Raw genomic sequence first — 13,282 nt, 5'->3', positions numbered from 1 at the left:
AAATACGACAGAGCTTAAAAAACAGGCTCTGTCGTATTTATTAGCTCTACGGTAACCAAAGCGGCATTTTAGAAAGGAATGATACCGATTACCAGTGAGAGGGCCAGCATGACCAGCGAGGTGCCAATGGCCCACAGCAGCGTATATTTTTGGAAATCACCGAATTCAACCCCGCACAGGCCAACCAACAGGTAGGTTGAAGCGACAAGCGGGCTCAATAGATGGGCTCCCTGACCAATCAGGGATGCGCGGGCAATCTCTGCCGGAGTGATGCCATAGGTTGCCGCTGTTTTAACGAGCACAGGGACAACGCCGAAGTAGAAGGCATCATTAGTCAGAAAGAAAGTGAACGGCAAGCTGGCTAAAGCGGTAATGAGCGCCAAGTGCGGACCCATGGAGGGAGGAATGACAGAGACCAGGGAGTTGGCCATTGCGTCGACCATTTTTGTTCCTGACATAATACCCATAAAGATACCGGCGGCGAACACCATAACGATAACCGGCAGAGCGTTGGCGGCGTGAGTGGCAATACGGGCCTGCTGCTCCTTCAGTTTTGGATAGTTAATAATGAGAGCCAGAGAGGTACCGATCATAAACAAAACGTTGAGTGGCAGAACTTCTTTTACCAAGGCAGCCATTAACAAAACTGTCATGCCCAGGTTAACCCAGAAAAGGTGCGGGCGTTTAAGCCGTTCGCTTTCTTCGTCAACCGCGGCGGTGGTTTCTGCAATTACGTCATGATACTGTAATGTGCCAAGACGGGCGCGTTCTTTTAAACCAATACGGTAGGCTACAAACAATACCCATAGGGTGCCGGCAACCATTGCCGGAATGAGCGGAACAAACACCTCGCCGGCATCAAGACTCAAGGCGCTCATGACCCTGCCGGTAGGTCCGCCCCACGGCAGGATGTTCATAACACCATTTTGCATAATTGCCATAGCCGGCAGAACCAGGGGATGCAGGCCAATACGGCGATGTACGGCCAGCATGGCTGAACAGGTAATCATATAGGTGGTTGAACCGTCACCATCCAGTGAAACAATACCTGCCAGTACGGCTGTGCCAACAACAACCTTCATCGGGTCGCCTTTAACTGCTTTTAGGATCCGGTTTATCAACGGATCAAAGAGACCGGCGTCAATCATGACACCAAAATAAAGAATAGCAAAGCAAATCATGATACCGGTAGGAGCAACCTTTTTGATGCCGTCTAATGACATTGCACCGAGTTTAGGCCCAAAACCGAGGGCGATGCCGAAAGCCAACGGCACCAGCACCAGAGCCGTCATAGCGGAAAGTCGCTTAGACATGATGAGATACATAAAAACGATAACCATTAAAAATCCTGTTAATGCGAGCATAGGAACAATCTCCTCTCTGACTAAAAATTACGACAATTGTCATCGTATACGTTTCTGAGTATAGAGTATGACTGTATATAAGTAAAATTCAAACTACTTATGGCTGGATATCGAAGAAAGTTATAAGAATATTTATAATAGAGGTAATGCTTAGCATGCTGCGCGGTAAATATATAAGCCCGTGCCTTTGGTGAAGTGCACGGGCTTATGCTTTAGCGCTGAGACAAAATGACGCGGGGAAAATCAGTATTTTTTACGAACTCTACAAAGGCGCTGACAATGTTCATCTCCAGCATCTCTTCATGGTACAGCATCCAGGTCCGGCGAAGCAATGGCGCCCCGGCTTTGTCGGTGAGTATGATTTTATGGAGGTTCTTATTATTGTTAACAATCATTGTTGGTATTATGCCATATCCCAAGCCGTTCACCACCATCTCCTTACAGGTGGAAAGTTTGTCCACCTCCATGCTGATAGAGGGCGGTTCACTAAAGTTTTCCCGCCACCATTTATCAATAAGAGCTTTGATTAAAGCATCGGTTTGATAGTTAATTCGTGGCAGTTTGGGCAGCTGACTGATGTCAATCTCGCTTGTCGACGCAATGCAGATGGGTTCTTCAAATAAGAGATGCTGTTTGCCTTGCCAACCATAATCAGAACTGACCAGACCGACATGGACATCCTGATTATGGACGAGATTAAATATATCGCGGCTCCAGGTTGTTGTCAGCTTGAACTCCACGTGCGGATATTCTTCTTTAAATAGTTTGAGCAGCCGGGGCAGCATGTACATGGTTAAATAACCGGAAGCGCCCAGACGCAGTGTGCCGGCTACCGTGGTATTCATGTCGGTTACCCGTTCTTTGATATTACGCAATGTAAGCAGCATAGCGGCTGCTGATTTGGCTATATATTCGCCCTGGGGTGTAAAATGCACGCCTTTACTTGTTCGATAGACAATTTTTATGCCGAAATATTCTTCAATAGATCTAAGGCGGGAGGTTAGGGCAGGCTGGGAAATGAATAAGGCCTGGGCTGTTTTAGTAATATTCTTTTGTTCAAAAAGTACTTGTAAAATGAGCCAGTCACGGTCTTCCATAGCAAAAATCCTCCTGAACCCGGTGTTTGTCTATTTCTAGTATACGCTATTCGTTGATGGTTTCCTCCCGGCATGGCAGCCAATATGATTTCAGTACCTGATATACAAATATGTTATGGCCTGCTATCGTGTATATGTATTGTTGTTGTTTCAGAATATTAGTTATAATATGACAGAACTAGATTGTCAATTAACGGGGGAGGATTATGTTATGACTAAATTGCTCAAACCGGCGCAAGCCGGCAGCATAGAATCAAGCGACATTCTTATTATGCTTGCTCCGGCACAGCCCGGAGACGGAATAAAAGTAGAGTTAGTTAGTCCCACAATGCAACAATATGGCGAGCAAATTAAGAGCGTAATCATTCAAACGCTCATGGCACATGGCATCGAGGATGCCGTTATTCATGCCAATGATAAAGGTGCACTAGACTTTGTTATTGAAGCCCGGGTCACAACGGCTGTCAGCCGGGCTTTGAGTTAGGGAGGGAGCTATTATGGATAAGAAGTTACGGCGCGCTATGATGTTTATGCCGGGCAATAACCCGGCCATGCTGCAAAATGCAGGTATTTACGGAGCCGATACGGTTATATTTGATCTTGAGGATGCTGTAGCCATCAGTGAAAAAGATGCGGCCCGGCACCTTGTGCATAACGCAATAAAAATAATTAAATATCCCTGTGAAGTTGCCATCCGTATTAACCATATCCAAACACCTTACGGCCTTGATGACTTAAAGGTGGTATTGGCCGCTAAACCGGATCTGATCCGGTTGCCCAAGGCTGAACTACCCAGCGATATTGCCGAGGTAGACGCTATTATTACAGAGGCTGAATCACGCTATGGTTTTGCGGCAGGATCCATCCGGATGATGGCGGCAATCGAAACGGCGAAAGGCTTGCGGAACGCCTATGAAATTGCTACCGCCAGTCCGCGGATGGAGGCTCTGGCTATTGGCGGCGAAGACTTTATCGCCGATTTGAAAACTACCCGCAGCAAAGACGGCAAAGAACTGTTTGTCGCCAGATCGCAACTTTTATTAGCAGCCCGGGCGGCCGGTGTTGACGCCATTGATACTGTTTTCTCGGATATCAATGATGAGGAAACATTTATCGCCGAGGTTAACATGATTAAGCAGCTGGGCTTCGATGGAAAATCAGTTATTAATCCGCGGCAGGTACGTATTGTTCATCAAATATTTACGCCCAGTGAGAAAGAAATAGCACAGGCTAAGCGGGTAATTACCGCATATCAGGCGGCCATAGAACGTAATTCGGGTGTAATTAACCTTGATGGCAAAATGATTGATACGCCGATGGTGCTTAGAGCCGAACGAGTTCTGGCTTATGCTCAGTCGGTAAAAAAGTAACAGGGGGATTTATATCATGATGAATGCAGCTGGAAGAGTAATTCCGGATCAAATAGCAGGCTACACCACAGTTCGCCCGTATGCCGGCGCCTTTGCCACTATACCGCAGGGGCGCCTGACCGGACCTAAGATCAGATTCAATATTCCTAAATCCGATAAACTGGTAAAGTCTATTGATCAGGCTATCGACGCTGCCGGCTTAAAAGATGGAATGACAATCTCATTTCATCACCACTTCCGGAACGGGGATTTTATTTTAAATCAGGTAGTTGAGGCTATTGCCAAAAAAGGAATCAAAAATCTTACTTTGGCGCCCAGCTCGCTAAATGATATTAATGATGCCATTATTCCTTTTATTGAAGAAGGTATCATAACTGCCATAGAAACCAGTGGCGGACGGGGCAAACTGGGCAAGCTGATGACTTCAGGACAACTGGCTAAGCCGTCCATTATCCGGTCGCATGGCGGGCGGGCCCGGGCTATTGAAGCCGGCGACTTAAAAATTGATGTCGCCTTTATCGGGGCTCCCTGCTGTGATGCTTATGGCAACATGAACGGTATTCATGGCAGGTCGGCCTGCGGCTCCATGGGATATGCCATGGTTGATGCGGCTTATGCCGACAAGGTCGTGGCCATTACCGATAATCTTGTGCCGCACCCGGTATATCCTATCAGTATCCCGCAGACTCAAGTCGACTTTGTTGTTGTTCTGGAAAGTATCGGCGACCCTAAAGGCATTGCCTCAGGTGCGCTTAGAATCAGCCGTGACCCCAGGGAATTGTTAATTGCGGAATATGCTACCGGGGTTATTGAACATTCTGGCTATTTCAAGGACGGCTGGTCCTTGCAATTGGGCAGCGGCGGCGCTTCGCTGGCGGCTGCCAAATTCATCAAGGAGAAGATGCTTGCCCAGAGCATTACGGCCAGCTTTGGTGTCGGCGGCATTACCGCGCCTTTTGTTGATATGCTGGAACAAGGGCTTATCAAAACCATCTTTGATACTCAGGATTTTGACATACCCTCTATCGAATCATTAAAAAACAATCCCAATCATTTGGAAATGTCGGCTTCGTACTACGCCAATCCTCATAGTGGCGGCCCGATTGTCAATAATCTGGATGTCGTCATTTTAAGCGCCACCGAGGTAGACGTTGATTTCAACGTCAATGTCATTACCGATTCCAACGGCGTCATCATGGGAGCCTCCGGCGGTCATTCCGACACGGCGGCAGGCGCCAATCTCGCCATTGTTGTTGCGCCGCTGCTCAGGGGTCGGCTGCCTATGGTACTGGACAAAGTTAATACCATCGTAACGCCGGGAGAAACAGTTGACGTTATTGTCACAGAACGTGGTATTGCAGTTAATCCGCGCCGTACCGACCTGCGCGACAATCTTAAGGGTACAGGCCTGCCTGTCATGGATATTCATGACCTGCAGAAAATTGCCTATGAGTTGGCTGGTAAGCCGGAGCCCATTACTGTGAGCGATGAGGTTGTCGCTGTTATTGAATATCGTGACGGTACGATTATTGACGTTGTCCGCAAACCGCTATAATTTGCGCATAGGTAAACTAATAAACCGTATTTTAAAGGCAGGTTGCCAGTAACGCCTCAAACCGGCGCTTGCTCAATGCTTATAGGAATGTTCTGCCATTAATCTGTATTGAGTACTATATGGATTTTCTATTTCGGACAAACTATGGTAAAATTGGATAGATATATTTGGAAGGGAGATGGGAGATTGCAGGAGATTACCCTGGAAGCTGTTCTGGAAGCCAAGGAACGGCTTGCTTCCCTTCAGGCGGAATTACGTAATTGCTACCATTTGCCGCTAGTCAGTTTTACCACAAACATTCCCGGACCTGTAAAAGACAGCCCGACAATACGGAGACTGCTCAGGCATGCTGTTGACGAGTTTCGCAGTATGGCAGAGGGTATGGGCTGTAGCATTCAGGAAGAGCGGTTTCTCTATCGCCTTACAGGACCGGCTGCCGTGCTGGCAGTCGGCGGTGATGCAAGCCGGCTTAAACACGCTTGCGTCCGCCTTGAAGAAACCGGTTTTTACGCCAGGTTGTTGGATATTGATGTTTTTGACGCCGGCGGACGGCAATTATCCCGCAGTTCCTTGGGCCAGCCGGAACGTACCTGCTTTATCTGCCCGGAGGCAGCTGTCGTATGCCGGCGGTCAGGCAGACATACACTTGAGGAGCTTGGGCGGAATGTGCAGGAGCGGCTGCTGGCTTTTACCGCTGCCGGGACGAATCCCTGGCCTAAAAGTGTCTGGGATATTGGCTCGTGGGCTGTAGAAGCCATGCTGATGGAAGCAGCCTGCACACCTGCCCCGGGCCTGGTGGACCGGGATAATGCCGGAGCGCACCGGGATATGGACTTTTTTACGTTTCAGATGAGCACAAGTGCGCTGGCCGGCAGCATGTTCCGCTGCGCTGCCGCCGGACACAATCACCAGGGCTTTTCCCGGGAGTTACTGCCTGCGCTGCGCTATATCGGCAAAGACGGCGAACAGCAAATGCTCACAGCGACAAAGGGCGTTAATACCCAGAAGGGCTTGATGTTTTTGCTCGGCATCCTTACGGCGGCAACTGCTTACAATACCAGGAATGCGGCTGTTACTGCCGGGCAGATTCTCGAAACCGTAGCTGATATGACGCAGGGGATTGTAGCCAGAGAGCTTTCGCCGTTAGCGCTAAAGCAGCCGGACAGGCTTACTGCCGGTGAAAAGCTGTATATGCAATATGGTGTGCCTGGCATTCGCGGCGAAGTGGAAGCAGGTATACCCAGTATTCGACACCAGGGGCTGCCGGTGCTGAAGCTGGCGCTTGCCGCCGGCTTGTCTTTAAATGATGCCTTGGTCCACACCCTCATGAATTTAATGACAGTAGTTGAAGATACAACCATCTTAAACCGCCATGGTATGGAAATTTTACTTGACGTCCAAAAGAGGGCCAAGTGTATAATGGATATTGGCGGAATGCTTACAGACATTGGCAAGCAGCAAATTATTGCCCTGGATGAAGTATTTATTGCCCGTAATATTAGTCCGGGTGGAGTTGCCGATCTTTTGGCTGCTACCTATTTCCTTTATTTAGTCGAGCAAAAACAGTCTATGTGAATCCAATAAAGATTTTCTCAAAGGCAGGTAGTGAGTAACGCTCCGCCGCTGGCGTTTTTACCGTAGCTCACTGTCTGCCTATAAATCTTTATTGGACTATATAGCCAACTACACTGGGAAGGGGCCGAATTATATGACTACTAACAACCGTGTAAAAATTATGGAGACAGTACTTAGAGATGGTCACCAATCACTTGCTGCCACCCGTATGCGGATTACCGATATGATTCCCATGCTGGAACAGCTCGATGAAGCGGGGTTTCATGCGCTTGAGGCCTGGGGCGGAGCAACATTTGACAGCTGTCTCCGGTTTCTCGATGAAGATCCGTGGGAACGTCTGCGTACATTAAAAAAATATCTTAAAAAAACTCCCATTCAGATGCTGCTGCGTGGGCAGAATGTACTTGGCTATAACCATTATGCCGACGATGTTGTCAAGGAGTTTGTCAACCGGGCGGTAGATAACGGGGTCGGCATTATCCGGATTTTTGACGCTTTAAATGACGTCCGTAATCTGGAAGTTGCGATGAAGGCCGCCAAGGCAGCCGGCGCTCATGTCCAAGGCGCGTTTGTCTATACCATCAGTCCGTATCATAACCAGGAGAGTTTCCTGAAAGTCGCCAAGGATTTAGTCGACCTGGGAGCTGACTCGATTTGTATCAAAGATATGTCCGGTCTCTTAGCCCCCTATGCTGCCTATGATCTTGTTAAGGCGCTGAAGGCCGATATTGCCATTCCTATTCAACTTCATACCCACTACACCAGCGGCATGGCTTCGATGACATATCTCAAAGCCATTGAGGCCGGTGTTGATATTGTTGACTGTGCGCTATCGCCATTTGCCATGGGAACATCCCAACCGGCAACCGAAGCCATTGTTGCCGCTCTGGAAGGAACAGAGCGCGACACCGGTATTAAAAAGGAGCAGCTGTATCCAATTGCCGATCACTTCCGGAATGTGAAAAAGGCGTTGGCTCAGGACTTCAATCTTAACACTGCGATTGATATCGATACCAAGGTGCTGTCCTTCCAGATACCGGGTGGCATGCTTTCCAACCTTCTGAATCAGATGAAGGAACAGGGAATGGCTGATAAGTATCCCGAGCTTTTGGAAGAAATGCCGCGCGTGCGGGCTGAGCTCGGTTACCCGCCGCTGGTAACGCCTACAAGCCAGATTACAGGCTCCATGGCCGCCTTCAATGTTATGCTGGGCCGGTATAAGGTTGTTCCCCGGGAGATCAAGGACATTGTCCGCGGTAAATATGGTCGTACGCCGGCCCCTATTGATCCGGAATTCAGGCAAATGATTGTCGGTGATGAGCCGGTTATTACTCATCGTCCGGCCGATGATATTGCGCCGCAAATGGATGCGTTAAAGCAGGAGCTGGCGGAAAAAGGGTATGCCAATGCTTCAGTGGAAGACGTATTGTCTTACGCTTTATTTCCGGAAGTGGCTTTAAGCTTTTTCGGTAAGCACCGGTAAAATAATTAACAGGCAGCACTGTTTGTTTTGGCAGTGCTGCCTGTAATTTTTTTAAATGCGTAATTTCTTTAAGTATAAAATTGCTAAAAGACTTTATTTTTACAGAAAAATATGGTATAATTATGAACCCAAGACAATGCTTAAGAAAGATAGGTACAAAAAATGATTAGCACAAGTAATCTGACTCTACAATTTGGCAAGCGCATTCTGTTTAAAGATGTCAACATAAAGTTTACGCCCGGCAACTGCTATGGGCTTATTGGCGCCAATGGCACTGGCAAATCAACCTTTTTAAAAGTCCTATCAGGCGAGATTGAGCCCACTGCGGGTGATGTGGTAATTACCCCCGGGGAACGTCTGGCAGTGCTAAAACAGAACCACTATGAATTCGACGAGTTTGAAGTTTTAAAAACAGTTATTATGGGGCATACCCGCTTGTACGAAATAATGGAAGAAAAAGATGCCCTGTACGCGAAACCTGATTTTTCCGACGAGGATGGCATCCGGGTATCGGAACTGGAGTGTGAGTTTGCCGAACTCAATGGCTGGGACGCTGAAACGGAAGCTGCTAAACTTTTGAATGGACTGGGAATTAAGGAAGAACTCCATCAGCAAAAGATGGGAGAAATCAGTGGCAACGAAAAGGTGCGGGTGTTATTAGCGCAGGCATTGTTTGGCAATCCTGACATTTTATTGTTGGACGAGCCGACAAACCATTTGGATATCGATTCGATTTCCTGGCTGGAAGATTTCCTGGCCGATTTTCCCAACACAGTAATCGTGGTGTCCCATGACCGGCATTTCCTTAATCAGGTCTGCACCCACATTGCTGATATCGATTTTCAAAATATCCAGTTATATGTCGGCAACTACGACTTTTGGCTGGAATCCAGTCAGCTGGCCCTGCAATTAGCCAAGGAAGCCAATAAGCGCAAGGAAGATAAGATAAAAGATCTGCAGAACTTTATCCAGCGGTTTAGCGCTAACGCATCTAAATCTAAACAGGCTACGTCGCGCAAAAAGTTGTTGGAAAAAATTACGCTGGATGATATAAAACCCTCGTCCCGCAAGTATCCCTACATTGCTTTTAAGCCTGACCGCGAGGCCGGAGCACAACTCTTAACGGTAGAAAACATTAGTAAAAAAGTAGAAGATGAGCAGGTGCTGAACAACATTAGCTTTACTCTCAGCAAAGGTGACAAAGTTGCTTTTGTCGGTCCGGAAGGAATGGCCAAAACCACCCTGTTTAAAATGCTTGTGGGTGAGCTTGAACCTGACAGCGGATCTTTCAAGTGGGGGGTAACGACAAGTCAGGCTTATTTTCCTAAAGATAATTCCGCCTATTTTGACGGGGTTGAACTAAATCTTGTTGATTGGCTGCGGCAGTTTTCCAAAGACCAGGAAGAAAGTTTCATCAGAGGTTTTTTGGGCCGGATGCTTTTCTCCGGGGAAGAGAGCTTAAAAGAAGCCAGTGTCTTGTCCGGGGGCGAAAAGGTCCGGTGTATGCTGGCGCGGATGATGTTAAGCGGCGCTAACGTTCTTCTCCTGGATGAACCGACAAATCATCTGGATTTAGAGTCCATTACCTCACTTAATAACGGTTTGATTAACTATGACGGCACAATTTTATTTGTTTCCCATGACCATCAATTTATTCAGACCATAGCCAACAGAATTATCGAAATTACACCAAATGGAATTGTTGACCGCCGGATGACCTATGACGAATATCTGGCAAATGCCGATGTCAAAAAACAATTGGCAGACTTATATGCAAACTAGAATGGGGTGTTAAAAGCATTTATTTAAGGAGGCGATGTCATGCCACATACCCGGAATCCTGTAGTGGCTAATGTGAAGAAGTATCTAATTTTATTTATCGGCGCGATTCTTGCTTCCATCGCGCTTGAGATCTTTCTTGTTCCCAATCAGATTATTGATGGTGGCGTTGTGGGGATTGCCATTATGGCCAGTCACCTTACCGGCATGGATATCAGTATATTTTTGGTGTTGCTTAATATACCATTTCTTTATGTCGGTTATAATCATATCGGAAAATCATTTGCGGCTTCGACCTTGTTTGCTATTCTTTCGCTGGCATGCTGGGTGTATGTATTTCATCCGGTGCCTGAGCTGACGAATGACTTGTTTTTGGCGGCTATCTTCGGCGGGATCATTCTGGGGGTCGGCGTGGGGCTTATTATCAGAAACGGCGGTTCGCTCGACGGTACAGAGATTATGGCTATCCTGCTAGATAAACGCACCGGGTTTTCGGTTGGCGAGATAATTATGTTTTTTAACTTGTTCATCTTAAGTGCTGCCGGACTGGTATTCAGCTGGGAGAAGGCCATGTATTCACTGGTAGCTTACTTTGTGGCTTTTAAGGTTATTGATGTAACCATTGAGGGGCTTGATGAATCGAAAGGTGTTATGATTGTCACTGATAATCCTGATGAAATAGCTGAAGCGCTTATGGCCCGTTTAGGACGGGGCGTGACGGTGCTTCACGGTGCCGGCGGGTTTACCGGCGAGCCTAAGAAGGTACTGTATTCCGTTGTTACGCGTCTGGAAATTGCTAAACTCAAGTCCATTATTTACGAAAAAGATGAAGGGGCTTTTGTAACAATAAACGAAGTCCATGAAGTTTTTGGCGGCAAATTTAAGAAAAAAGCCATTCATTAATATAAACAAGCAAGATTGCCACACCGGCGCTTGTAATGACCAGCGAGACAGTCGTTACGTGCGCCGATGGAGCAATCTTGTTTTCTTTTGAGAAGACAGGGGGCTTTGTTCCGCCTGGAATGCCGGCAGACCGAAGGTTGCCAAGAAACTGGTGATAAATTACCCGGCTATAACCGATAATAAGAAAAATAAGCGATTATCTGCTGCTTTGGGGAGAACAATATGCCGGACAAACCGTTTGCTGGATTAACTATTGAAAAAATACAGCGTTCTGATCTGGAACAATTGGAAAAGTTATTTGCCAGCGCCTTTGGCGATGAAGTGGATATTGAACAAGTGCGCCGAAGAATCCACCGGGCGCGGCAGTTCTACTTTATACTGCAGCCGCTCAGTCAATTTTCTGCCTGGGTCAAAAACCACTTTAATGTGTATGTTGCCAAAATTGCCGGCCGGGTAATTGGTTTTATCCAGGTGTCCTATCTTAATCCCACACAATTGCATATTGACTACATAGCTTTTAGCAAACAATACCGGGGGCAGGGATTAGGCAAATGGGTCTTAAACAAGCTGCTTACCGATGTTGCTGATGCTAAGCAATATGATGTTGTCCTCGAAGTGCGGGTAGACAACCGGGCTTATCACTTCTACCGACGGTTGGGTTTTAAACAGGCAACTAAAATACTGCATTACGAATTGACTCTGGGGCCGGAAAAGGCCAAACTGCCGCAGGGGGAACAATTAACCGGATTCCGGGAAGTAAAAGGGCGGGACCGGGCCAAACTTTACCGGTTGTATCTGGAATCGGTGCCGGCTGCTTTACGGCACGTTATCAAACGTACCTACGGCGAATTCAATCCTGGTATGATTGTCAGGCATTTAGACTGGGCTAAAAATCATTTGATGCGTAAGCGGAAAAAGGACTATATAATTGAGCGCGAGGGAAAAATTGTTGCTTGGCTGACTGTAACCAGTTACTTAAAAATAAGAAACCATGTAATCAGCCTTATCCTTCATCCTGCCTTTGAATCACTGCGGCCTAGTATGATTTTAAAAGCTATTAGCCTCATTACCGGCAACTATCATCATGGCACAATCAGTACCACTGTATATAATGATGATCCTGCCAAACAACTGGTTTTGGAACAACTGGGCTTTAAAAGAGAACTCTCTTATTTCCTTATGTTTCGGCCGGCGGCAGCTAACAGACAGTATACAGACGGGACCGAGCAGGTCAGTCAGCTGCGGCCGATATCCAGACAGCATTTAATGAAGCATAAGTAATCGTGAATATCTTTTCGGGGAGCGTTAGTGCAGAAGGAAGGGAAAGCCAGTGCCGGAAATCCCGGAAATAGAGACTGTGAGACGTCATCTTACTGAAAAAGTCCAGGGAAAAATAATTCAGAAGGTTGAGATCGCCCGGGAAAAGTCACTCAATGTGCCTGGCGACATATTTGCGGCTTCCATAACCGGGCAACAGGTAGTCAGTGTCAATAGGCGGGCCAAGCAGATTATCATAGGTTTGGCTAACAATCACTCGCTGGTGGTGCATTTTATGCTGGAAGGATATGCGCGTTTCTTTTACGCCGGTGAGGAAGCAGCCGGTACGCCGTCTGTCACCTTAACTTTTCATACGGGAGAAAAGCTAAGCTTTTTTAAACTGACGCTGGGATATCTTCATCTTGCGCCTACAGTCAAGCTTGCTGATATTCCGGAATTGGCCGGACTTGGTCCGGAACCGTTGTCGCCGGAATTTTCTCTGGATATTTTCCGGCAGCGATTGTCGGAACGCAGGGCTATGATAAAGCCGCTGCTCATGAATCAGGAGTTTATTGCCGGTATCGGAAACGTGTATTCCAATGAGACCCTGTTTTGCAGCAAAATCAGGCCGGAGCGCAAAACGACCACGCTTACAGAGGCTGAACAAAGCAAGCTTTATCATTGTATACGGGACATTCTGGCGCTTGCTACCCGGTTAGGCGGAGTCTATGAAGAAAAGTTTGCCGCTGACGATATATTGACAGGCGGCTTTGAGCCGCATCTTAAGGTCGCATACCGTACCGGGCAGCCCTGCTATATATGTCGTAGCAGTATTGAAACCAAGCGGGTTGGCGGGAGAAATGCGTTTTACTGTCCGGTGTGCCAGCGCTAAAAGACTA

General features: G+C 47.3%; 11 protein-coding genes. 9 read left to right on the top strand and 2 right to left on the bottom strand.

Annotation, left to right across the window (positions count from 1 at the left end):
- Positions 1-68 precede the first annotated feature (68 nt).
- Positions 69-1,364, bottom strand: a complete 1,296-nt coding sequence (locus SATMO3_RS20840; RefSeq protein WP_371371668.1) for a CitMHS family transporter — start codon at positions 1,362-1,364, stop codon at positions 69-71.
- Positions 1,365-1,576: 212 nt separating this feature from the next.
- Complete coding sequence (locus SATMO3_RS20835) at positions 1,577-2,461, bottom strand: LysR family transcriptional regulator (protein ID WP_371371667.1); 885 nt, start codon at positions 2,459-2,461, stop codon at positions 1,577-1,579.
- Positions 2,462-2,672: 211 nt separating this feature from the next.
- Here SATMO3_RS20835 and citD point away from each other — a divergent pair, with 211 nt between their 5' ends.
- The 9 genes from citD (at position 2,673) to mutM (ending at position 13,275) form a co-directional block, all read left to right on the top strand.
- Positions 2,673-2,945 (top strand): citrate lyase acyl carrier protein, encoded by a 273-nt coding sequence (gene citD, locus SATMO3_RS20830; RefSeq protein WP_371371666.1) that lies wholly within the window; start codon positions 2,673-2,675, stop codon positions 2,943-2,945.
- 13 nt (positions 2,946-2,958) lie between these two features.
- Complete coding sequence (locus tag SATMO3_RS20825) at positions 2,959-3,831, top strand: aldolase/citrate lyase family protein (protein WP_371371665.1); 873 nt, start codon at positions 2,959-2,961, stop codon at positions 3,829-3,831.
- A 16-nt stretch (positions 3,832-3,847) separates the two neighbouring features.
- Positions 3,848-5,386: a citrate lyase subunit alpha gene (citF, locus tag SATMO3_RS20820; protein WP_371371664.1), complete on the top strand. Its 1,539-nt coding sequence runs from the start codon at positions 3,848-3,850 to the stop codon at positions 5,384-5,386.
- A gap of 186 nt (positions 5,387-5,572) precedes the next feature.
- Complete coding sequence (gene citG, locus SATMO3_RS20815) at positions 5,573-6,961, top strand: triphosphoribosyl-dephospho-CoA synthase CitG (RefSeq protein ID WP_371371662.1); 1,389 nt, start codon at positions 5,573-5,575, stop codon at positions 6,959-6,961.
- 133 nt (positions 6,962-7,094) lie between these two features.
- Positions 7,095-8,444 (top strand): pyruvate carboxylase subunit B, encoded by a 1,350-nt coding sequence (locus SATMO3_RS20810; protein ID WP_371371660.1) that lies wholly within the window; start codon positions 7,095-7,097, stop codon positions 8,442-8,444.
- 162 nt (positions 8,445-8,606) lie between these two features.
- Entirely contained in the window at positions 8,607-10,226 is a 1,620-nt protein-coding gene (locus tag SATMO3_RS20805) for an ABC-F family ATP-binding cassette domain-containing protein (RefSeq protein ID WP_371371658.1), read from the top strand.
- A 39-nt stretch (positions 10,227-10,265) separates the two neighbouring features.
- The gene (locus SATMO3_RS20800; RefSeq protein WP_371371656.1) at positions 10,266-11,126 is read left to right on the top strand and encodes a YitT family protein; all 861 of its coding nucleotides are present in this window, start codon (positions 10,266-10,268) and stop codon (positions 11,124-11,126) included.
- 222 nt (positions 11,127-11,348) lie between these two features.
- A complete protein-coding gene (locus tag SATMO3_RS20795; protein ID WP_371371654.1) occupies positions 11,349-12,407 on the top strand; it encodes a GNAT family N-acetyltransferase in 1,059 nt (352 codons plus the stop codon).
- A gap of 49 nt (positions 12,408-12,456) precedes the next feature.
- Positions 12,457-13,275 (top strand): bifunctional DNA-formamidopyrimidine glycosylase/DNA-(apurinic or apyrimidinic site) lyase, encoded by an 819-nt coding sequence (mutM, locus tag SATMO3_RS20790; RefSeq protein WP_371371652.1) that lies wholly within the window; start codon positions 12,457-12,459, stop codon positions 13,273-13,275.
- Positions 13,276-13,282: the final 7 nt, after the last annotated feature.

This window comes from Sporomusa aerivorans, assembly GCF_041428895.1.
In the GTDB taxonomy this organism is placed as follows: domain Bacteria; phylum Bacillota; class Negativicutes; order Sporomusales; family Sporomusaceae; genus Sporomusa; species Sporomusa aerivorans.
This window is presented reverse-complemented; position numbering and strand designations above follow the sequence as displayed.